Source organism: Streptomyces sp. CAU 1734 (genome assembly GCF_039888735.1).
Classification (GTDB): domain Bacteria; phylum Actinomycetota; class Actinomycetes; order Streptomycetales; family Streptomycetaceae; genus Streptomyces.
On the sequence record NZ_JBDQQP010000007.1, the window covers coordinates 36,731 to 57,193 of the forward strand.

General features: G+C 72.8%; 18 protein-coding genes. 9 read left to right on the forward strand and 9 right to left on the reverse strand.

Annotated features, from left to right (window positions below):
- Positions 1-729 precede the first annotated feature (729 nt).
- Both AAFN69_RS14810 and AAFN69_RS14815 read left to right on the forward strand, forming a co-directional pair.
- Positions 730-924, forward strand: coding sequence for a hypothetical protein (locus tag AAFN69_RS14810; RefSeq protein WP_347728949.1), 195 nt, complete (start codon positions 730-732; stop codon positions 922-924).
- A gap of 88 nt (positions 925-1,012) precedes the next feature.
- The gene (locus AAFN69_RS14815) at positions 1,013-2,683 is read left to right on the forward strand and encodes a hypothetical protein (RefSeq protein WP_347728950.1); all 1,671 of its coding nucleotides are present in this window, start codon (positions 1,013-1,015) and stop codon (positions 2,681-2,683) included.
- Between the two features lie 28 nt (positions 2,684-2,711).
- On the opposite strand, the gene AAFN69_RS14820 is transcribed toward AAFN69_RS14815, so the two are convergent.
- Positions 2,712-4,211 carry a PLP-dependent aminotransferase family protein gene (locus AAFN69_RS14820; protein ID WP_347728951.1) on the reverse strand — a complete coding sequence of 500 codons (1,500 nt, stop codon included), beginning with the start codon at positions 4,209-4,211 and terminating at the stop codon, positions 2,712-2,714.
- A gap of 64 nt (positions 4,212-4,275) precedes the next feature.
- Between AAFN69_RS14820 and AAFN69_RS14825 the strand changes: the two genes are divergently transcribed.
- From AAFN69_RS14825 to AAFN69_RS14840, 4 genes are all read left to right on the forward strand, one after another.
- Positions 4,276-5,046 carry a hypothetical protein gene (locus AAFN69_RS14825; RefSeq protein ID WP_347728952.1) on the forward strand — a complete coding sequence of 257 codons (771 nt, stop codon included), beginning with the start codon at positions 4,276-4,278 and terminating at the stop codon, positions 5,044-5,046.
- Positions 5,043-5,807 carry a glycerophosphodiester phosphodiesterase family protein gene (locus tag AAFN69_RS14830; protein ID WP_347728953.1) on the forward strand — a complete coding sequence of 255 codons (765 nt, stop codon included), beginning with the start codon at positions 5,043-5,045 and terminating at the stop codon, positions 5,805-5,807. Before AAFN69_RS14825 ends, AAFN69_RS14830 begins: the two co-directional genes overlap by 4 nt.
- A 41-nt stretch (positions 5,808-5,848) precedes the next feature.
- Positions 5,849-7,204, forward strand: a complete 1,356-nt coding sequence (locus AAFN69_RS14835; RefSeq protein ID WP_347728954.1) for an MFS transporter — start codon at positions 5,849-5,851, stop codon at positions 7,202-7,204.
- Between the two features lie 267 nt (positions 7,205-7,471).
- Positions 7,472-7,846 (forward strand): RNA polymerase-binding protein RbpA, encoded by a 375-nt coding sequence (locus tag AAFN69_RS14840; protein WP_007262928.1) that lies wholly within the window; start codon positions 7,472-7,474, stop codon positions 7,844-7,846.
- A gap of 178 nt (positions 7,847-8,024) precedes the next feature.
- Here AAFN69_RS14840 and fxsA read toward each other — a convergent pair whose 3' ends face one another.
- The 4 genes from fxsA to AAFN69_RS14860 all read right to left on the reverse strand — a co-directional run bounded on the left by fxsA (position 8,025) and on the right by AAFN69_RS14860 (position 12,428).
- Positions 8,025-8,615, reverse strand: a complete 591-nt coding sequence (fxsA, locus tag AAFN69_RS14845) for an FxsA family membrane protein (RefSeq protein ID WP_347728955.1) — start codon at positions 8,613-8,615, stop codon at positions 8,025-8,027.
- Positions 8,616-8,932: 317 nt separating this feature from the next.
- On the reverse strand, positions 8,933-9,718 hold the full coding sequence (locus AAFN69_RS14850) for a polyprenol monophosphomannose synthase (protein WP_347728956.1): 786 nt from the start codon (positions 9,716-9,718) through the stop codon (positions 8,933-8,935).
- 601 nt (positions 9,719-10,319) lie between these two features.
- A complete protein-coding gene (locus tag AAFN69_RS14855) occupies positions 10,320-11,966 on the reverse strand; it encodes an amidohydrolase (protein ID WP_347728957.1) in 1,647 nt (548 codons plus the stop codon).
- 21 nt (positions 11,967-11,987) lie between these two features.
- Positions 11,988-12,428 (reverse strand): Lrp/AsnC family transcriptional regulator, encoded by a 441-nt coding sequence (locus AAFN69_RS14860; protein ID WP_347728958.1) that lies wholly within the window; start codon positions 12,426-12,428, stop codon positions 11,988-11,990.
- 203 nt (positions 12,429-12,631) lie between these two features.
- Between AAFN69_RS14860 and AAFN69_RS14865 the strand changes: the two genes are divergently transcribed.
- Entirely contained in the window at positions 12,632-13,045 is a 414-nt protein-coding gene (locus AAFN69_RS14865) for a hypothetical protein (protein WP_347728959.1), read from the forward strand.
- A 464-nt stretch (positions 13,046-13,509) separates the two neighbouring features.
- Here the strand turns inward: AAFN69_RS14865 and AAFN69_RS14870 are convergent, their stop codons facing one another.
- The 4 genes from AAFN69_RS14870 to AAFN69_RS14885 form a co-directional block, all read right to left on the reverse strand.
- Positions 13,510-14,682 (reverse strand): acyl-CoA dehydrogenase family protein, encoded by a 1,173-nt coding sequence (locus AAFN69_RS14870; protein ID WP_347728960.1) that lies wholly within the window; start codon positions 14,680-14,682, stop codon positions 13,510-13,512.
- 256 nt (positions 14,683-14,938) lie between these two features.
- A complete protein-coding gene (locus tag AAFN69_RS14875; protein ID WP_347728961.1) occupies positions 14,939-15,607 on the reverse strand; it encodes a TetR/AcrR family transcriptional regulator in 669 nt (222 codons plus the stop codon).
- Positions 15,608-15,747: 140 nt separating this feature from the next.
- Entirely contained in the window at positions 15,748-15,900 is a 153-nt protein-coding gene (locus tag AAFN69_RS14880) for an SCO1431 family membrane protein (protein ID WP_347728962.1), read from the reverse strand.
- 138 nt (positions 15,901-16,038) lie between these two features.
- Positions 16,039-17,394 (reverse strand): peptidase C39 family protein, encoded by a 1,356-nt coding sequence (locus AAFN69_RS14885; protein ID WP_347728963.1) that lies wholly within the window; start codon positions 17,392-17,394, stop codon positions 16,039-16,041.
- Between the two features lie 192 nt (positions 17,395-17,586).
- Between AAFN69_RS14885 and AAFN69_RS14890 the strand changes: the two genes are divergently transcribed.
- Positions 17,587-18,276 carry a hypothetical protein gene (locus AAFN69_RS14890; protein ID WP_347728964.1) on the forward strand — a complete coding sequence of 230 codons (690 nt, stop codon included), beginning with the start codon at positions 17,587-17,589 and terminating at the stop codon, positions 18,274-18,276.
- A 274-nt stretch (positions 18,277-18,550) separates the two neighbouring features.
- Entirely contained in the window at positions 18,551-20,458 is a 1,908-nt protein-coding gene (locus AAFN69_RS14895) for an AAA family ATPase (protein WP_347728965.1), read from the forward strand.
- The last annotated feature ends 5 nt before the right edge of the window (positions 20,459-20,463 follow it).

Here is a 20,463-nt window from a genome sequence, read left to right on the forward strand (position 1 = left end):
GTCGGTGGTGTGCCGGGAAGCGCTTCGGCCCGCCGGCCTGCGGTGTACGGCGGGAACAGCCGTACGAGGCAACCGACAGGGTACTGCCCGTGCGGCCGGTTCAGGCCGCTTCCGGCCCCGGTCGCCCGTACACGGCCGGAAGCGGCCCGGGGCCGGGCCCCGGGGCCCGCCGGGGGCGCGGGGGGTACCGGAAGGCCGGGGAGGCCGGGGAGGCCGGGGGAGCCGGAAGGCCGGGGAGGCCGGGAGGCCGCGCGGGCCGGCCGGTGTCCCGCAGCCCGGGGAGCCGGACGACGGCACGGAGAGCCCCGGCGGGCTCGTCGCACCGCGAGTGCGGGGCCATCCAATGGTCATCCGCCAAACCTGTGCGCCACGCGCCGGACACACCCGCGCCACGGACCGGGCCGCACGGACGCACCCACGCCACAGGCAGGACCGACCCACCGCGGACCCTCCGCCGGGAGAGGCGGCACCCCCGGCCGCACAGCCGCACAGCCGCCGTCGCGGCGACGCGGACCGCTCGCGGGCAGGCGGAGGGCACGGCCGGCGGAGGGCGGGCAGGGGCGGGCACTGTGCCGGGTCCGAGCGCAGTGTGCCCGTTGAGAGCGAGTTCACCGTCCCCCAGTGCAGTGAAATACCGAGATTTTCACCCATCTGCACCTTTATCACATAGATACTTCCTGTGAGGTTGGAAGAACTCATGGTGACTGTCCCCTCAACCAGGAGAACCTCATGATCCTCTCCATCTCAGGCGTGGTGCTGCTCGCGATCATCGTCTTTCTCTTCTTCCGCAAGGACGGACTCAAGGCTTCCCACGCCGTCGTCTGCGCCCTCTTCGGCTTCTTCCTCGCGGGCACCGCGATCGCCCCCAGCATCAAGGCGGGCAGCCAGAGCCTCGCCAGCCTGCTCGGCGGCATCAAGTTCTGAGAACCCGCGCGGCCGCCCACCCGCACCCGCACCACGGCCCGCCCCCGGGCCTTCCGCGCACCCCGTCCCGTCACCCCAGGAGAACGATGTGGCCCGGCGACCACTCCCCCGCATTCTGAGCAGCGGAACCGCACAGATCGCCCGGTCCAGGGAGATCGCGCGGACGGCCGCCGACAGCGCGACGGATGTCCTCCATCCGCTGATCACGGTCTCGCGCGGTCTGCGGGAGCTGGCCTCGGCCGCCCGGCGGAAGTGGACCGCCACTCCCAGGGAGAAACGCGGTCCCGCGCTGCTCCTGGTGGCCGGCTGTGTGCTGGGCATCGGGCTGCTCCCCTTCGGCCCGCTGATCTCGCTGATCTCGCTGATGGCACTGGCCGGCTGGAAGGGGCGGGTGCGCACCACCGTGAAGACCGGCCCCGACGAGGCGGAGGCCGGACGGCTCAAGGCGCTCTACGAGGCGCTGGTGCCGTACTTCTCGGTCCCGGAGGACCCGGCTCCGCTCTTTGCCCACGGAGGCGACTGGGCCGGTGCCTTCAGCGACTGGGCCTTCGACGCGAACGGCCGGCTGAGCGAGCTGCGGGTGACCTATCCGGCGTACTTCACCGACGGCGAGGACGAGTCCAGGGCCCGGATCGAACAGCTGCTCCACGCCAAGTCGGGCCGTGGCCGCGAGTACCGCTTCCGCTGGGACGAGGAGGGGAACCAGCTGGTGATGACCGTCCTTCCGGCCCTCTCCACGGCCATCGCGGCCCAGCGCTTCGTCACCGTCCCCGGTGAGACCGTGCTCGGCTTCACCGACGCGGGCGCGGTGCAGCGGACCGTACCGGTGACCGACGGCGATGAGGCCAGGGACGCCCCGCCGGTGATCTGGCGGACCGGACCGCGTTCCACCGAACCGCATCTGCTGGCGGCCGGGCAGCCGGGCTCCGGCACCACGACCCTGCTCCGCTCGATCGCGCTCCAGGTGCTCCCGCACGGCGATGTGCTGATCGTGGAGGGCGGCGGCACCGGGGAGTACGCTTGCCTGACCGGCCGCGCGGGGGTGCTGGCCGTCGAATGCGGATTGACCGGGGCGCTGATCAGCCTCGAATGGGCGGTGCGCGAGACCGAGCGGCGGCTGATCGCCGCGAACCGGGCCCGGCAGGCCGGGCTCCCGGCCCCCGACGACACCAGAAGGCCGCTCTGGATCCTGATGGACCGGCCCAGTGTCCTCGGACATCTGGCGGCGGCCGACGGGCAGGCCGATCCGCAGAGTCTGCTGGAGGTTCCGCTGCGGCACGGCCGGGCGGCCTGTGTGACGGTGGTGGTCGCCGAGCAGTTCGACAGCCTGGACACCCTCTCCGAGGCCGTACGGACACACACCCGCGCCCGGGTGGTGCTCGGCGCGGCCCCCCACGAGCAGCTCGCGGCCGTGCTGGGGGCGGCCCCGCACACCACCCCCACCCCGGATGTCCCGCCGGGCCGGGGGTACGCGCGGCTCGGCACCGGGCCGGTGCTGCGGCTTCAGGTGCCGGCGACCCCGGACCCGTACGACGACGCGACCAGCGGCAACCACCGGCAGGCGGTGCTGGAACTGCTTCCGGACCGCCGGCCCGCGGTGACGGCGGCGGGAGACGCCGAGGAGGACGGCGCGCGCGCCGCACAGAACCCGGCGGCCGGCACACCCTCCGGGGAGGAGCGTCCCGATCAGAGCCCGGCGGCGGACGCGCCCGCCGGCCACGACCGGGTGGCGGCCGTCACCGCACCCGCCGAGAGCTGAACCGCGCCGGCCCCGGAGTCCGTACGGCTCAGGCGACGAAGGTGCGCGGCGCCTCCGTGCCCGTGGTCGCCCCCGTCTCGACCAGGCGCGCGGCGGCGGCCAGCCGGGCCGCGGCCTCATCGGCGACCGGTCCGCCGACCGTGAAGGGCAGCCGGACAAAGCCCTCGAAGGCGCCGTCGACACCGAACCGGGGTCCGGACGGCACCCGCACTCCGACGCGTTCGCCGACCTCGGCCAGCCGGGAGCCGGAGAGACCGCCGGTGCGCACCCAGAGCGTGAGACCGCCCGCTGGTACGGCGAACTCCCACTCCGGCAGCTCCCGGCGGACCGCCGCCACCAGGGCGTCGCGGTTCTCCCGCGCCTGGGTGCGCCGGATGGCCACCGCCTCGTGCCAGCCGCCCGTCCGCATCAGCCAGTTGACGCCGAGCTGTTCCAGTACGGGGGTGCCGAGGTCGGCGTAGGCGCGGGCGGCGACGAGTGAGCGGATCACATCGGGGGCGGCGCGCACCCATCCGATCCGCATCCCGGCCCAGAACGCCTTGCTGGCCGATCCCACCGTGAGCACCGTGCTGCCCGCCGGGTCGAAGGCGCAGACCGGCCGGGGCAGCTCCAGGTCGTCGTCCAGATGGAGCTCGGACATGGTCTCGTCGACGACGAGCACCGTGCCGGCGGAGCGTGCGGCGTCCACGAGCCGCCGCCGCTGGTCCTCGTCGGCGAGGGCCCCGGTGGGGTTGTGGAAGTCGGCCACCACATAGGCGAGGCGCGGGGCCGCGTCCCGCAGCACCTGCCGCCACCGGGGCAGATCCCAGCCGCCCAGCCCCTCCGCCATGGCCACCGGCACCAGCCGCGCCCCGGCCTCGCGCATCAGCTGGAGGATATTGGCGTACGACGGCGACTCGACCGCGATGCGCTCCCCCCGGCCGGCGAAGAGATGGCAGATGGCGTCCATGGCACCCATGGCACCGGTGGTCACCATGATCTGCTCGGGCATGGTGGGAATGCCGCGCTCGGTGTAGCGGTCGGCGAGCATCTGGCGCAGCGCCGGGATGCCGGCCGGGTAGTCGCCGTGGGTGTGCGCGTACGGCGGCAGCTCCTCCAGCGCTCCCTGGATGCCGCGGGTGAGCCACGGCTCGGGCGCGGGCAGCGCGGCGCAGCCGAGGTCGATCATGGAACCGAGGGATTCCGGGGGCAGCGGTTCCAGCCCGCGCGCGGGCAGCGGATTGCCCGCGGGTACGGCCGTCCAACTGCCCGCTCCCCGGCGGGACTCCAGGAATCCCTCGCTCCGCAGCGCCTCGTAGGCCGCCGCGACGGTGGTGCGGCTGACGGAGAGGGCGAGGGCCAGTTCGCGTTCGGCGGGGAGCCGGGCGGCCACGGGAACCCGCCCCTCCAGTACCAGCAGCCGGATGCCGTCGGCGAGCGCGCGGTACGCGGGTGGCTTGCGGGTGCCGGGACCCGCCGGGCCGGGCTGCTGGCCGGCGAGCTGCCGGGCGAGTGCGGCCGCACCCACTGCCGAAGTCCACTGAGTCATGGAAATCAGTCCACCTTCCCCGAATTGGCCATAGTCGCCATCTGTTCCATAGCCACAGAGTGGCATGGTTCAGTCCACCGCTGCCATAGGGGCCGCCGCCATGTCCGAAGGATCGCCCACGCCGTCCGCTCAGCCCGTGCCGCAGGCGCCCCCCGCCGCCGCACCCCGGCAGCTCCCCCGGCGGCTCCTCCAGCTCTACGCGGGCCTGGCGCTCTACGGGGCGAGCTCGGCCCTGCTGGTCCGCGGCGGGCTGGGCCTCGAACCCTGGAACGTGCTCCATCAGGGGCTCTCCGAGCGCACCGGACTCTCGATCGGTGTGGTGTCGATCATCGTGGGAGCGGCGGTGCTGCTGCTCTGGATCCCGCTGCGGCAGCGGCCCGGCCTCGGCACCGTCTCCAATGTGGTGGTCGTCGGAGTGGCACTGGACGGCACACTCGCCCTGGTCCCGGAGATGCACGGGCTGTGGGCGCAGATCCCGGCGATGGCCGCCGGCATCGTGCTCAACGGTGTGGCCACCGGCCTCTACATCGCCGCCCGCTTCGGCGCGGGTCCCCGCGACGGGCTGATGACCGGCCTGCACCGGGTCACCGGCCGCTCGATCCGGCTGATGCGCACGGTGATCGAGGTCACCGTGGTGGCCACCGGATTCCTGCTGGGCGGCTCGGTGGGCGTCGGCACCGTCGCGTACGCCCTGGCGATCGGCCCGCTGGCGCAGTTCTTCCTGCGGATCTTCTCGCCGCCCGCCGAATCCGCCCCCGGGACCGGCACCGGCACCGGCACGGGGAGCACCGTGGTTGCGGGCGGGACACCGAAGCGCGCGATACTGCGGCGGTGACCCGCGTACCCCACCCCTATCTGGATCATCCCGCGCCGCTCCCGTTCGCCCATCGCGGCGGCGCGGCGGACGGGATCGAGAACACCGCCGCCGCCTTCCGCAGGGCGGCGGCGCTCGGCTACCGCTACTTCGAGACCGATGTGCACACCACATCGGACGGAAAGCTGGTCGCCTTCCACGACGCGACGCTGGACCGGGTGACGGACTCGCGCGGCAGGATCGCCGATCTCCCCTGGAGCGAGGTGCGGCGGGCGAGGGTCGCCGGGCGGGAGCCGCTGCCGCTCTTCGAGGAGCTGCTGGAGGAATTCCCCGGCGCGCGCTGGAATGTGGACGTCAAGGCGGAGTCCGCGCTGGTCCCGCTGGTGGATCTGGTGCGCCGGGCCGATGCCTGGGACCGGGTCTGCGTCGGCTCCTTCTCCGAGGGCAGGGTGGCGCGGGCGCGGCGGCTGGCGGGGCCCCGGCTGGCGACCTCCTACGGTGTGCGCGGGGTGCTGGGGCTGCGGCTGCGCTCCCTCGGACTCCCCGCGGCGACCGGGGCGGGGGCGGTCTGCGCCCAGGTTCCGGAGGCGCGGAGCGGTGTCCGGGTGGTGGACCGGCGGTTCGTCCGGGCCGCGCATGCCCGGGGGCTCCAGGTGCATGTCTGGACGGTGAACGATCCGGATCGGATGAGGGCGCTCCTCGATCTCGGCGTGGATGGCATCATGACCGATCATCTGGAGACGCTGCGCACCGTGCTGACCGATCGGGGAGTGTGGGCCTGAGGCCGCGCGCCGCACCGGGGAGACGAGTGGAGGGGGCGCGGATGACAGCCGAGATCACGGATCCGGCGACCGGCGCGAGTGAGCGCAAGCGGGAGCAACGCGGCTGGTATTTCTACGATTTCGCGTGCTCCGTGTATTCGACGAGTGTGCTCACGGTCTTTCTGGGGCCGTATCTGACATCGGTGGCGAAGGCGGCGGCGGACGCGGACGGATTCGTCCGCCCGCTCGGCGTTCCGCTGCGGGCCGGGTCGGTCTTCGCCTACGCGGTCTCGGCGTCGGTGGTGCTGGCGGTGGTGCTGATGCCGCTGGCGGGCGCCTGGGCGGACCGCACCGGCCGGAAGAAGCCCCTGCTGGCGGTCGCCGCGTACACCGGTGCCGCCGCCACGGCGGGCATGTTCTTCCTCGGCGGCGACCGGTATCTGCTGGGGGCGCTGCTGCTGATCGTCGCCAATGCCTCGCTCGCGGTGTCGATGGTGCTCTACAACTCCTATCTGCCGCAGATCGCCGCGCCGGACGAGCGCGACGCCGTCTCCTCGCGCGGCTGGGCCTTCGGCTACACCTCCGGCGCGCTGGTGCTGGTGCTCAATCTGGTCCTCTACTCCGGGCACGAGTCCTTCGGTCTGACGGAGTCGGAGGCGGTACGGATCTGTCTGGCGTCGGCCGGGGTGTGGTGGGGCGCCTTCACCCTGATCCCGCTGCGGCGGCTGCGGGACCGCCGTGCGGGCGGCGCGGCTCCGGGCGGGCCGGGCGGGGTGGGTTCGGGATGGCGGCAGCTCGCGGCGACGCTGAAGGACATGCGGCGGCACCCGCTGACGCTGTCGTTCCTGCTGGCGTATCTGGTCTACAACGACGGTATTCAGACAGTGATCTCGCAGGCGTCCGTCTACGGCTCGGAGGAGCTGGGGCTCGACCAGACGACCTTGATCGTCGCGGTGCTGCTGGTGCAGATACTCGCGGTGGCGGGCGCCCTGGGAATGGGCCGGCTCGCCGGCACCTACGGGGCAAAGCGCACGATCCTCTGCTCGCTGGGGGTCTGGACGGCGATTCTGACCGCCGGGTATTTCCTGCCGGCCCGATCACCGGGGTGGTTCTACGCGCTGGCCGCCGCGATCGGGCTGGTGCTGGGCGGGAGCCAGGCGCTCTCGCGATCACTCTTCTCCCATCTGGTGCCGAGGGGGAAGGAAGCCGAATATTTCTCGGCATACGAGATGAGCGACCGCGGGCTGAGCTGGCTCGGGCCGCTTTTCTTCGGTCTCGCCTACCAGCTGACCGGCAGTTATCGCGATGCGATCATTTCTCTGGTGATCTTCTTCGTGCTCGGATTCGCCCTGCTGGCACGGGTTCCGGTGCGGCGCGCGGTGGCCGCCGCGGGCAACCCGGTACCGGACCGAATTTAGACGCTGCGGTGAAAGGCCGGTAGTGTACGCGTTTGGCCTGCCAGGCGGACCGTTACTGCGCAACCGGGGGAAGTGGAATCCATGGGTGACACTTTCTGTCAGATGTGACAAACCGGGCACTGGTGGGTACCCCAACCATGGGAAAGCAGCGGCACGACGGGCGACGCGTGACCCGGAACGGGAATCTTTACGGCCGACCGGACGTTGACCGGATGACGACGACAGCGACACCTGTCCTGTGGGCGACAAGCCCGGGAGGCACGATTCATGAGTGAGCGAGCTCTCCGCGGCACGCGCCTCGTGGTTACCAGCTACGAGACGGACCGCGGCATCGATCTGGCCCCGCGCCAGGCGGTGGAGTACGCATGCCAGAACGGACATCGGTTTGAGATGCCGTTCTCGGTAGAGGCGGAAATTCCGCCGGAGTGGGAGTGCAAGGCGTGCGGCGCCATGGCACTCCTGGTGGACGGGGACGGCCCCGAAGAGAAGAAGGGCAAGCCCGCGCGCACGCATTGGGACATGCTCATGGAGCGGCGTACCCGCGAGGAGTTGGAGGAGGTGCTGGCCGAGAGGCTGGCGGTCCTGCGCTCCGGTGCCATGAACATCGCCGTGCATCCGCGCGACAGCAGGAAGTCCGCGTAGCGGTACCAGAACAGAGCGACCAGCACGACAAGAGCCGCGGGCCGTCACACACCTGGTGTGACGGCCCGCGGCTCTTTCTGCGTACCGGCGGCTCTTTCTGCGCACAGCGGCTCTTTCTGCGCACAGCCGCCGTCCGGACCCGCCGGCGCCCGGAGCGGACGCCGGCGGGTGTGGCGGGTCAGGGGGTGAGCGGCGGCCTCGGGCCGTCCGTGCCGGGGTTGCCCGTTCCGCCGGCGGGCGGGTCGTCGGGGCGGATGACCTCACCGGGGACGATCTTGCCGTCCGGGCGGTGGATCCGGGCCTGCTGGAACGCGTCCCCCAGGGTGCCGCCGCCCGCCGCCCGCATCCGGCGCTCCAGGGAGCGCTCGGCGTACCGGCTGAGCCCGGTGCGGACGGGCGGGATCAGCAGCAGGAGACCGGCGGCGTCGGAGATCAGTCCGGGCAGCAGGATCAGCAGTCCGGCGAGCATCAGAAAGCCGTTGCCGCGGCTGCCGGCGGGCACGGAGGGCTCGGCGCCGCTCTGCTGCCGCTGAAGGGTCTCGGTCAGATTCCTGAAGGCCCGCCGTCCGGCGCCCTTGATCACCGCACCGCCCATGACGGCACCGGCGACCAGCAGGGCCAGCACGGTGAGTCCGCCGGCCGCGCTCGCGACCAGGGTGAGCAGCCAGACCTCCAGGACCAGCCAGGCGACGATGCCGAGCGGAATGAAGGAGCGGGCGCGGGAGCGCCTGGGGCCGGGGGCGGTCGGGGGCGGGGCACCGGTCGTCATGCTCCCAGTGTGCCTGGACGCCCGCCGGAGCGGCGTAAGGGGGTACCCGCGAAGATCATCCCGGTCCGGGGATCACCCAGGACTCCCGGCCCTCCGGGCTCCCGGCCCCCGGACTCCCCGACTCGTATCCGCGACCCTCCGGACTCCCGCACCTCCCGGCGGCCCCAGGGGGCCGGGAGGGCTCCGCCGCCCGCCGGGGCACCCCTCAGGGGTCCCGTGCCGCCCGCACACGCGCCACACCCGCCTCAGCGGCCCCGGAGAGCCCGCGGGCTCTCCGGGGCCCGGCCAGGGCTCTCGGGCCTCGCTCGCGGCGGGGGTCAGGAAATCGAACGTCCCCGCAGCCGGTTGGCCCGGTCCGACAGACCCCAGCCCGCTACCCGCCAGAGCGCCTCGACGGCGATGTCGCGGTTCATCTTGGAATCGCCGTACTCCCGCTCGACGAAGGTGATGGGGACCTCCACCACCTGGTAACCGGCCGCGACGGCGCGCCGGGCGAGGTCGACCTGGAAGCAGTACCCCTGGGAGGTGACCTTGTCGAGCCCCAGACCGCGCAGGGTCTCGGCGCGGAAGGCACGGAAACCCCCGGTGACGTCCCGGATCGCGAGGCCGAGAAAGAGCCGGGAGTAGGTGCTGCCGCCGCGGGAGAGGAATTCGCGGTACTTGGGCCAGTTCACGACCCGGCCGCCGGGGACCCAGCGGGAGCCGAGCACGAGATCGGCGTTCTTGAGCGCGGTCAGCAGCCGGGGCAGTTCCTCGGGCTGGTGGGACCCGTCGGCGTCCATCTCGATGAGGACGCCGTATCCGTGCTCCATGCCCCAGGCGAAGCCGGCCAGATAGGCGGCCCCCAGCCCTTCCTTGCCCTTGCGGTGCAGCACATGCACCTGCTCGTCGGCGGCGGCGAGCTCATCGGCGACCTTGCCCGTGCCGTCGGGGCTGTTGTCGTCGGCGACCAGGATGTCCGCCGCGGGCACGGCGGCGCGCACCCGGGTGACGATCTTCGTGATGTTCTCGACCTCGTTATAGGTCGGGATGATCACCAAGGAGTTGCCGAGCGGCCCGTACCGCGTCCCCTGGGCGTCGCTGTCCCTAGCGGCGTCGTTCACTGCTGGCCCCTTTTATGTCCGTGCACAGAGCCCAACCATAGCGAGCGCCGGGCCGCCGCCGGCGACGGCACGGAACTGGGGTGTCGTGCACCGGGGGTTCCCGTGCCCGCCACGGGGCACAGGGGTGCGGATCGGGGTCCGGCGTCCTTCGGGCCGACCTGGAACCCGCTGGCTGCGGGTCGACCGAGAGCCGTTGTCTACTGAACGCCGGACCCCATCCGGGTCGCACCCGCCGTCCGGCTGAAACCTTCCCTCGCCCCCGAGGCGCGGGTGCTGGACCTGGCTCCCGGTGGCGAGTGCTCCGGTGCGGGTGTACTCGCCCCATGACCCAGCGGCGTTCGACGACTGTGCGGAGGTCTGCCGGTCGGACGTCCTGTGGTGGACTCGGCCGAACCTACCCGGCCCCGGGCGCTCCATGTCAACAGTCGTGAGATCCGCGCGGTTTGCCCCATCGGGCCGGTTGGGCGAGGAAGATCCGCAGGTCGCGGCCGAGTGAGAGGGCACCGTCCGGCGGCACGGAGTATCCGTACGTCACTCGATCAGCCGCCGCCGGGCGATTTCCGGCCCGGCCGGCGGCGCACCGGCGCGCCCGGCCCCGGGGTCATGCGCTGAAACGATCGTCCGACCACACGGTCCGCCCGCCGACCACGGTCCGCAGACAGACCGGCAGTTCGGCTCCCGGCGTGAGGTCGGGCAGGCCGGGGGTGCCGGAGCGCGGATCGGTGGACCAGCGGGCCACCCGGTCGTCGGGCGCCTGGACCAGCAGCTCGCCGGCGCTCCACAGGGCGTAGTCGGCGGGCGCGCCGGGCACCAGCACCCCCGCGTCGTCCCGCCCGATCGCCCGCCAGCCGCCCCGGGTGTGGGCGGTGAAGGCGGCCCGGACGGAGATCCGGTGCTCCGGGGTCCGGTGGAAGGCGGCGGCGCGAACCGTGCCCCAGGGGTCGAGCGGGGTCACCGGGCTGTCCGAGCCGAGCGCCAGCGGCACACCGGCGCGCAGCAGGGCGGCGTACGGATTGAGCGTACGGGCCCGTTCCGCGCCCAGACGGGCGGCGTACATGCCGTCGTCGCCGCCCCAGGCCGCGTCGAAGGCGGGCTGAACGGAGGCGGTGAGGCCGAGGCCGGCGAAGGCGGCGATGGTGTCGGGGGTGAGCATCTCGGCGTGTTCGACGCGGTGCCGGGCCGAGCGGATCCGGGCGAGGCCGAGCGTCTCGGCGGCGGCGCGGACCCCGTCCACCACAGTGGTCAGCGCCGCGTCCCCGATGGCGTGGAATCCGGCCTGGAGGCCGGCCTCGGTGCAGGCGGCGACATGGGCGGCGACCTCGGCGGCGGAGAGGTGGGCGGTGCCGGTGTGGTTCCGGTCGGCGTACGGGGCGTGCAGACAGGCGGTGTGGGAGCCGAGGGAGCCGTCCACGAAGAGATCGCCCGCCGCGCCCAGCGCGCCGAGTTCCCGTACCCGGCGGGCGCCCTTCGCGTCCGTGACGCGCTCGGCCCAGTACCCGGTCACGCGGGGGCCGGGCCCGGCGGCGGCGAGTGCGAGCAGGGCGGTGAAGTCCTCCTCGTCGGAGATGTCGGGTCCGGCGCATTCGTGGACGCTGCCGATGCCGAGCGCGGCGGCGTGGGCCAGGGCGGCGCGCTGGGCGGCCATGCGCTGGGCGGGGGTGATGGCGGCATGGGCGGCGGCCCGCACCGCGTGGTGGGCGGCGCCGGTGAGCGGGGCCTCGGGGTGATAGCCGGTCAGCGAGGTGACCGCGGGGACCAGATCGAGCAGGGCGGTGGTGACCACGGCGGAGTGGACGTCGATCCGGGTGAGATAGAGCGGACGGCCGCCGCTCGCCTCGTCCAGTTCGGCGCGGGAGGGGTGCCGCCGCTCGGGCCAGCGGGCGGCGTCCCAGCCGTGGCCGATCAGCACCCGGCCCTCCGGGTGGGCGGCGCTGTACTCCCGCACCAGCCGGAGGGCTTCGGCGAGACCGCCCGCGCCGGAGAGATCGAGGCCGGTGAGGGCCAGGCCGGTGGCGGTGGTGTGCACATGCGCGTCGGTGAACGCGGGGGTGACGAGAGCGCCGTCGAGATCGATGATCTCGTCCACGCCGTCGGCGAAGGCGTCCGCGGCGCCCTCGGAGCCCACCCAGGCGACATGGCCTCGCTCGACGACCATCGCGGTGGCGAAGGGGTCGGCGGGGCTGTGGACTTCGCCGCGGCGCAGCAGGGTGGTGCGGTGGTCGCCGGCGGTGGCGGTGCTCTCGGTCATGGCACCAGCCTAGGGAGTGGTTCAGATGCGCGGCGGGCGGGCCTCGTAGGGGGTGGAGAGGACGACGGTGGTACGGGTGGAGACACCGGCGAGGGAACGGATGCGGGTGAGCAGGTTCTCCAGCTCCAGCGGGGTGGCCACCCGTACTTTCAGGATGTAGTTCTCGTCCCCGGCGACGCTGTGGCACGCCTCGATCTCGGGGACACCGGCGAGCCGGTCGGCGATGTCGTCGGGGGCGCTCGGGTCGAAGGGTTTGACGGAGATGAAGGCGGTGAGCGGCAGCCCGACCGTCTCCGGGTCCACCACCGCCGCATAGCCGCGGATGACTCCGCGCTGCTCCAGCCGGCGGACCCGCTGATGCACCGCCGAGGTGGACAGGCCGGTGGCCTTGCCCAAGTCGGTGTAGCTCATACGCCCGTCCTTGACGAGCAATTCCACGATCTGACGATCCAGCTCCTCCATGTGGATCAACTTAAGTGCCCAGGTCGCCTACGGCACAGTCACATGCACCACAGCGGGGCATCTGATGACGACCATGTGACGAACGCCACATACGCCGGAGTGCCTCCGTCGTGACCGGATGGTTACCCGCCTATCGCATGGGGAAGTGCTTGCTGTGGTCGAGGCCACATATACCTGGTTGGCCCACCCGAGGGGGAGATCCCATGAAGAGTGTCAAGAACATCGCCCGTACCGAATCGGGGCCTCTCGATCCGGCCGACTCCTTGGATTCGGCGGAGATCGACGAGCTCGACGAGTACGACACCTTTGAGATGTACCGGGTCATCTGCCCGGACTGCGCGCAGCCAATCGCACTGCTCGCCGATGAGGACGTACTGCCGGAGCATGCGCTGTGCCCGACGCCGTGGAACCCCTTCGGGCTGACCGTCTGCGCCGGGACGGGCCGTCCGGCCGCCCAGGCACGGCCGGCGGACGAGACGCTGGAGGTGCGGGAGAAGGAGATGGGGCTGCTGCTGACGCTGCCTCAGGGACTCGACTGGCGGATGCAGCCGTTCTCGCACGTCGGCGGACCTGAGTCCCGCCCGCTGCGGGTGCCCCCGATGCGCCGGGCCGCCTAGCAGGCGCCGTCTCGGTTCCGTACCGGCCGCCGGAGTCGCACACCGCCCGCGAGGGCGGCTGAGCGGGCCGGCACACCGCCCGTACCGTCCGCAGTGGCCGTCGGTCCCGCACAGGTCGTCACCGGCACCCGCTCGGCCCTCCACCGGAGCGCCCGGCGGTCGCCGACCCGGACGCGCGCCGCCCGTCCGGACGCCGGGGACATGCTCATTCCCTCCGTACCGGCTCACCGGCGGAGCGGAGAAACGTAACGCCCGGCCGGCGCCGCCGGCACCGGCTCACTCCGCGCGCACCGGACCCGCGCACCGGCCGCGAGCGGCCCCGTGACCCGCGCGGAACACGGACCCCGTCCCGGCCGGTCGCGTTCACGCCCGCCCCGGCCGCACGGAAGCACCGGGCATCCCCGGGAGACGTTCCGGGCTTCCCGCCCGCGGAGGTGTCGCGGCACCCCCGCGAGCGGGCGGCTTCAGCGGCTCTCGGGCCCGGCCAGATGGCGGGCGATCACCATGCGCTGGATCTGATTGGTGCCCTCGACGATCTGGAGCACCTTGGCCTCCCGCATGAGGCGTTCCACGGGGAAGTCCGCCGTGTAGCCGTAGCCGCCGAGCACCTGCACCGCGTCCACGGTGACGCTCATCGCCGAATCGGTGCAGAACAGCTTGGCCATCGCGGCCTGCCGGGAGAAGGGCTTGCCCGCGTCGCGCAGCCGGGCCGCGGCGAGATAGAGCGCGCGGCCCGCCTCGATACGGGTGGCCATGTCGGCGAGCATGAAGCGCAGACCCTGGAAGTCGGCGATCGGCCGGCCGAACTGACTGCGCTCGGCGGCGTATCCGAGCGCCGCGTCCAGGGCGGCCTGGGCCACTCCGACGGCACAGGCGGCGATGCCCAGCCGGCCGGAGTCGAGGGCGGAGAGGGCGATGGCGAAGCCCTGGCCCTCCTCCCCGATCCGGCGGTCGCCGGGCACCCGGACCCCGTCGAAGTGGAGCTGGGCGGTGGGTGACCCCTTCATGCCCATCTTCTTCTCCGGCGCGGCGGCCTGGAGGCCGGCCGCGTCGCCGGGCACCAGGAAGGCGGTGATCCCCCGGGGTCCCTCGGCTCCGGTGCGGGCGAGGACGGTGTAGAAGTCGGCGATCCCGCCGTGGGTGATCCATGCCTTGGTCCCGGTGATCACCCAGTCGTCGCCGTCGCGGACCGCCCGGGTGCGCAGCGAGGCCGCGTCGGAGCCCGAGGAGGGCTCGGAGAGGCAGTACGCGCCGAGGAGGCCGCCGCCGAGCATCGCGGGCAGCAGCTCGGCCCGCTGCTCCTTGGCCCCGTAGCCCGCGAGGGCGTGGCAGGCGAGGGAGTGGACGCTGACGCCGAGGCCGACGGTGAGGCGGGCGGCGGCGAGTTCCTCCAGGACCTGGAGGTAGACCTCGTACGGCTGGTCGGCGCCGCCGTACTCGCTGTCGTAGGGGAGTCCCAGGAGGCCGGAGGCGGACAGCAGGGAGAAGAGTTCGCGCGGGAAGTGCCCGGCGTCCTCCTCCTCGGCGGCCCGGGGGGCGATCTCCCGGTGAACGATGTCGCGGACCAGGGCGATCAGTTCCCCGGCCTCCTCGGTGGGCAGGCTGCGGTCCACCGGCTGCGTGGCGCGGTCTGGCATTGCGGCGCTCTCCTCCCTGTCGGGCGCTGCGGCGTCGCACGCGAAGGGTGTGGGCGCGGTCCGCCGTTTCTCTGCCCGGCCGGGGCTGCCCCTCCGGATCACGGAGGCGGCTCGCCGACGGCTGTGGCGGGTTGAGTATGCCCGATCGAAGGGGTTACGTCACGGGTGAATGATCAACCCGAGGGCCGGCCGGCCGGGGATCGCCCGCCCCGCCGGGGACGGGACGGCGGGGCGCCGCCCGGACCGGGGAGGACGGTCAGGACTCCGCGGCGGCCGGGGCGCGGCCCGCGGGGAGGAACTCGCGGGCCGGCGGGGGTGCCGGGGCGTCGTACGCGGGCTGCGGGCAGCCGGGCTCCAGCTCCTCGATGACGGCGAGGGACGCCTTCAGCAGCCGGGTCAGCAGTTCACCGACCCGCTCGCGGTCCGGCCGCTGGTGGCCGAGCCAGTCGAGGGTGATCTGCTCGGCGCCGCTGAGCCAGCCGAGGAGGGCGAGCCTGGCGGTCATGGGGATGTCCCGGCTGCCGTAGGCGCCCTCGGCGATAGTGGTGATCAGTTCCTCGCGGACCGTGTCCCTGATGGACTGCACCTGGAGGTCGCAGCCGACGCCCCCCGTGACGATGGTCCGGAAGGCGGCCTCGTTGCTCTGCGCGTACCGCAGATATCCGTCGACGGAGCGCCGCACCCGCTGGGCGCGGGGCAGTCCGGCGCCGCCGGAGGCTCTCGACAGCAGATCGGCCACCGAATCCTCGACAATGGCGAGGTAGTAGCCGCGTTTGCTGGAGAAGTAGTAGTAAATCAGTCCCTTGGCGACCCCCGCGTGTTTCGCGATGTCGTCCATCGACAGTGCGTCGTAGGAGGTGTCGGCGAATAATTCGCGTCCGGTTGCGATGAGTTCGTCACGGCGGGCATGGGATCTTCCGGTCATGCCGCGCCGTTCGCCATTGTTCAATTCGGGCCCTTGTCTCCACGCGAAACGGGATCCGGGCAGTATGGCAGAACGGCGGAGGGCGCCCTGTCCCGCTCCCGGGGGGCGCGGGACGGCGCGGGTACGGCGGCGGACCGCCGTCAGATCAGGCCGAGCCGGGTCACGAGCATGGCGATGACGACGACCAGGGTCCAGCCGACGATGTGCTCGACCACGGCGGACCGGTCGTCGTCGGGCCCGCCGGTACGGGCCGCGGCGCGGCGGCCGGGGGTGGCGGAGGCGTGAGAGGTCATGGTGTGCATGGTGGTCTCGCTCGGTCGGGCGGCGGGGACGGTCGCCGGGGCGGCACCCCGGCGACCCGGCCACAGTGACCCGCGCCCCGGCCCCCGCGGTAGGACGCAGGTCACTGTCCCGGATGATTCCTTCCGGCCTCAGCGCACCCCGAGGGCGGCCAGAACCCGGCGCTGGGCGGGTGCGGGGCGCTCCGGCCAGTAGAGGTAGCAGACCCCTCCTGTGCCGGAGGACACCTTTCCGTCGGCCCGGTACCGCTTCGTGCGCAGCCAGATCTCCTCGAATTCACGCCGGCGGTAGACCCGGCGCACCGCCGCATTGCCGGCGGCGGCCGGATCATTGGCGATCACATCGCCCTCGGGGGTGAATCCGATGACCGTCATCAGGTGTCCGGCCGTGCCATAGCCGGCTCCGGTCAGTTCCGCCGCCAGAAAGGACTGCGAGGTGATGACCGGAATTCCGGCACTCACCAGCCGTTCCGCGTCGGTCAGCGAGGAGAGCCGGGTGACCACCGCGTTCATCCGGTGGCGGCTCGCGGCGTAGGCGGCGTTGAAGGCCCAGTTGCCGCAGCCCCGGTACTGATGGTCATAGGTGGAGCGGGCCGCGTTGCAGATCTGCGGATCGTCGAAGGCGGGATCGACCCAGGCCAGCTCCGCGGGGTCGGCGCGGCGCCCCCAGTACTCCAGGATCATCTCGGAGGAGGTGGGGCTGCACCATGCCTCGCCGCCGCTGTCGTACTCGGGGTATCGGCCGATGTGGACGTTCTGCGAGTAGCGGGGCACCGCCAGTTCCCGGGCGGTGCGGGGCTCGGAGGCCGGCACGGTGAAGCGGTCCGGGATGTCGGAGGCCATCGCGCCCGCCCGGTGGACCACGGGGGTGAGCCGGCTGCCCGGCCTGCGGTGGAGGGTGAGGCGGATCCGGTACGAGACCAGCCGCCGTCCGCTCGCCGGGTCGTCGACCGAGAGGGTGTCGGTCCAGACGCTCACCCCGCCGCCGCTCTGGCCGTCCACCGAGGCGCGCGCGATGTCGCCGTCGCCCGATGCCCAGTTGCCCAGGACGAACCACGGTGTGGCGGTGCCGTCGGAACAGACGCCGCTCACCTCGGCGCGGAGCCAGGTCCCGGCCGGGGTGTGGGCGTTCCAGGAGGCGATCAGCTCGGTGGCGGGCACCCGGGGGCGGTGCGCCGGCGAGGTCCAGGTGGCGTACTCCCAGCTCTCGGTCCGCCCGGTGTGCGGATCGGAGTACGGCGTCACGCCCGCGGGCCGTCCGATGGCGATACCGGGACGGAGCCCGGGGATCACGCGGACGCCGTCGCGGGTGCCGGTGTGCCACTCGGCGAAGCCGGACCAGAAACGGTTGTCCACCGGATCCCTCCGGCGCGGGGGCCGGCCGGGCGGCCGGGCCGGGGCGGCGGACGCGGACGAGGCGGCGAGCGCACCCGCGGCGGCCGCGGCGGTGAGCGCGGTACTCAGCACACTTCTGCGCGAAACAGGCATGGAACTCCCAAGTCAGCGGCGCTCGGCCGGTGGAGTCGACAGAGGTCACTATGGCCGCTCCCGGTCGGCCCGGGCCAGCGTCACGGGCTCGCGTCCTGCCACCAATATTGGTCTGGTCCACTGACATGACCTGGGCTTCTGTCCACACCACCCGATCACCCCCGCACCGGCGGGCCGCCGTAGGCTGACCGGATGGACAGAGCAGCCGACCGTACGGTCCGCGAACTGCGCGCCCTGCCGCCCTCCTGCGGCCCGGTGCGGCTGATCGGCGTCGACGGCCACGCCGGCTCGGGCAAGTCCACCTTCGCGGCCCGGCTGGCGACCGCCCTCGGCGGACGGGGCGGGCCGCCCGCGCCCGTACTGCACCTGGACGACCTGGCCACCCACGAGGAACCGTTCGGCTGGACGGAGCGGCTGCTCGCCCAGGTGATCGAGCCGCTCGCGCGGGGCGGGACGGCGCGGTACGCACCGTACGACTGGACCGCGCGCCGGTTCACCGGACCGCGCCCGCTGCCCGCCGCTCCGGTGATCCTGATCGAGGGGGTCGGGGCCGGGCGCCGGGCGGTGCGGCCCCATCTGGCCCGGCTGCTGTGGATGGACCGGTCCGCCGAGGAGTCCTGGCGGCGCGGGCGCGACCGGGACGGAACCGCGCTCACCGCCTTCTGGGACGGCTGGACAGTGGCGGAGATGCGCCATTTCTCGGCCGACCCCTCACGCGATTTCGCCGATGCGCTGGTGCGGGAGCGCCCCGAGGGTTACGAGTTGCTCCCGGGACCCCGTTCGACCGCAGGATCGAACCAGATCATCACACTGGGTGACCGGCCCTCTCCCCCATATGGAGCACCCGGGAATCCGCCGCAAGAGGGCCTGAACTCTTCTTGACCGAGGAGGCGTACAGGTCTTACGTTCTCAATGTGCGGCTTTCACGGCCGCCGCAGACGCGAAGCCCCCGGTTGTTCCCCCGTGATCGGGGGCTTCGTTCTGCCCCCATTCCCGCACCCGGCGACATGGAACCCTCACCCAGGGTGACCACAGCCGACGCGATCCAGGTCACCCCACACTGGCCTTAAGCTGGGCATCCCCCCACGGGTACGATGCATCACGGTGGGGTCAAATCCCGTCCACGGCAAGGCGGTTGCACTTTGTGGGGGACCTGATGGACATCGGCACGCGGGGCGCACCGGCCCCGGCCGACCTCGCCTGGGTGCGCGGCGTGGACGCCTACACCATGGGGGCCTATCCCCAGGCGGAGGAGGAATTCCGCACCGCCGTGCGCCTCGACCCCGAGATGGCCGACGGCTGGCTCGGTCTGCACGCCCTGCGCGTCGACACCACCACCGCGCTGCTGCGGATGTACCGCGCCCGCGACCGGTTCGGGGAACAGCGCTCGCGCCACCGGCGCACCCTCAACTCCTGGTACTGGCTCGGCTGGTGGGTCCAGCCGGTGCTGGAGAGCCCGCGCGATCTGCTCCTCGCCCACGCCTCCCACTGGCTCGACGGCCGGCACGTGCCCGAGCTGGACCGGGCCCTGGCCGCGCTGCCGCCCGTGGACACCGACCCCCAGGTGCGCTTCCTGCATGCCTGCCGCGCCTATCTGGTCAAGGACTGGGAACAGCTCGTCCGGCACACCGAACCCCTGGTCGGCGATCCCCTGCTGGGCATCGAGTCCGGGCTCTTCGGCGGCATGGCCCGGGTGCGGCTGGAGATGTACGGACAGGCCGAACCCCTCCTCTCCGCGGCGCTGATGCGATGTCGCAGTGAACAGCCCCAGCGCAAGGAGCTGCGGTACTGGCTGGCCCGGGCACACGAGGGCACCGGCCGCAGCGCCGCCGCCCTCCCGCTGTACCGGGCGGTGCACCGGATCGATCCCGCCTTCATGGACACCTCGGCCCGGCTCGCCGCCATCGCCGATTACGACGGCCTCGACAGCGGCGAGGGCTACGACGACTCCACCGGACTCGCCGTCTCCCTGGCGGGCTTCGGCCCGGAGACCGCCGACGAGCTGGCCGAGGGCGACGCCGCGGGCGCCGAGGCGGCCCGGCTCGCCTTCGACCCGCAGACCCAGCTGCCCGGCTCGGTGCCCGCCGCCCCGCTGCCCGACGCCATCCGCCACCGCGCCCCGGCACCCGGCGAACCCGAGCCGCCGCTCTTCCCCTCCGGCCCCACCGACCCCGCGCTGCTCGCATCGGCCCTGTCCGAGCTGGAGCGGATGGTCGGGATGGAGCCGGTGAAACGGCAGGTCAAGGCGCTCTCGGCACAGCTGGAGATGGCCCGGCTGCGGGCCGGCCAGGGGCTGCCGGTCCAGCCGCCGAAGCGGCACTTCATCTTCTCCGGCCCCTCCGGCACGGGAAAGACCACCGTCGCCCGGATCCTCGGCCGGGTCTTCTACGCCCTCGGTCTCCTCGGCGGGGACCATCTGGTGGAGGCCCAGCGCTCCGATCTGGTCGGCGAGTTCCTCGGCCAGACGGCGGTCAAGGCCAATGAGCTGATCGACTCCGCGCTCGGCGGGGTGCTCTTCGTGGACGAGGCGTACAGCCTCTCCAACTCCGGCTACACCAAGGGCGACGCCTATGGCGACGAGGCCCTCCAGGTGCTGCTGAAGCGCGCCGAGGACAACCGCGACCACCTCGTGGTGATCCTCGCCGGATATCCGGAGGGCATGGACCGGCTCCTCGCCGCCAACCCCGGGCTGACCTCGCGCTTCACCACCCGGGTGGACTTTCCCTCGTACCGCCCGCTGGAACTGACCGCGATCGGCGAGGTGCTGGCGGCGGAGAACGGCGATGTGTGGGACGAGGAGGCCGTGGAGGAGCTGCGCTCCATCAACGGCCATGTGGTCGACCAGAGCTGGATCGACGAACTCGGCAACGGCCGGTTCCTGCGCACGCTCTACGAGAAGAGCTGCGCCTACCGGGATCTGCGGCTCTCCGGCTACCCCGGCACCCCGACCCGGGAGGATCTCGCCACCCTGCGGCTGCCCGATCTGATGCAGGCGTACGGGGAGGTCCTGTCGGGCCGGGGGCCGCTCAACCGCGGGCCGCAGGAGCCACCGCCACTGGGGTGACCCCG

What these genes read in the sequence shown, in the direction of transcription:
- AAFN69_RS14810 (WP_347728949.1), top strand. Translation starts at nt 730, where the DNA reads ATGATCCTCTCCATCTCAGGCGTGGTGCTGCTCGCGATCATCGTCTTT.
- AAFN69_RS14820 (WP_347728951.1), bottom strand. Translation starts at nt 4,211, where the DNA reads ATGACTCAGTGGACTTCGGCAGTGGGTGCGGCCGCACTCGCCCGGCAG.
- AAFN69_RS14825 (WP_347728952.1), top strand. Translation starts at nt 4,276, where the DNA reads ATGGTTCAGTCCACCGCTGCCATAGGGGCCGCCGCCATGTCCGAAGGA.
- AAFN69_RS14835 (WP_347728954.1), top strand. Translation starts at nt 5,849, where the DNA reads ATGACAGCCGAGATCACGGATCCGGCGACCGGCGCGAGTGAGCGCAAG.
- AAFN69_RS14840 (WP_007262928.1), top strand. Translation starts at nt 7,472, where the DNA reads ATGAGTGAGCGAGCTCTCCGCGGCACGCGCCTCGTGGTTACCAGCTAC.
- fxsA (WP_347728955.1), bottom strand. Translation starts at nt 8,615, where the DNA reads ATGACGACCGGTGCCCCGCCCCCGACCGCCCCCGGCCCCAGGCGCTCC.
- AAFN69_RS14855 (WP_347728957.1), bottom strand. Translation starts at nt 11,966, where the DNA reads ATGACCGAGAGCACCGCCACCGCCGGCGACCACCGCACCACCCTGCTG.
- AAFN69_RS14860 (WP_347728958.1), bottom strand. Translation starts at nt 12,428, where the DNA reads ATGGAGGAGCTGGATCGTCAGATCGTGGAATTGCTCGTCAAGGACGGG.
- AAFN69_RS14865 (WP_347728959.1), top strand. Translation starts at nt 12,632, where the DNA reads ATGAAGAGTGTCAAGAACATCGCCCGTACCGAATCGGGGCCTCTCGAT.
- AAFN69_RS14870 (WP_347728960.1), bottom strand. Translation starts at nt 14,682, where the DNA reads ATGCCAGACCGCGCCACGCAGCCGGTGGACCGCAGCCTGCCCACCGAG.
- AAFN69_RS14875 (WP_347728961.1), bottom strand. Translation starts at nt 15,607, where the DNA reads ATGACCGGAAGATCCCATGCCCGCCGTGACGAACTCATCGCAACCGGA.
- AAFN69_RS14880 (WP_347728962.1), bottom strand. Translation starts at nt 15,900, where the DNA reads ATGACCTCTCACGCCTCCGCCACCCCCGGCCGCCGCGCCGCGGCCCGT.
- AAFN69_RS14885 (WP_347728963.1), bottom strand. Translation starts at nt 17,394, where the DNA reads ATGCCTGTTTCGCGCAGAAGTGTGCTGAGTACCGCGCTCACCGCCGCG.
- AAFN69_RS14890 (WP_347728964.1), top strand. Translation starts at nt 17,587, where the DNA reads ATGGACAGAGCAGCCGACCGTACGGTCCGCGAACTGCGCGCCCTGCCG.
- AAFN69_RS14895 (WP_347728965.1), top strand. Translation starts at nt 18,551, where the DNA reads ATGGACATCGGCACGCGGGGCGCACCGGCCCCGGCCGACCTCGCCTGG.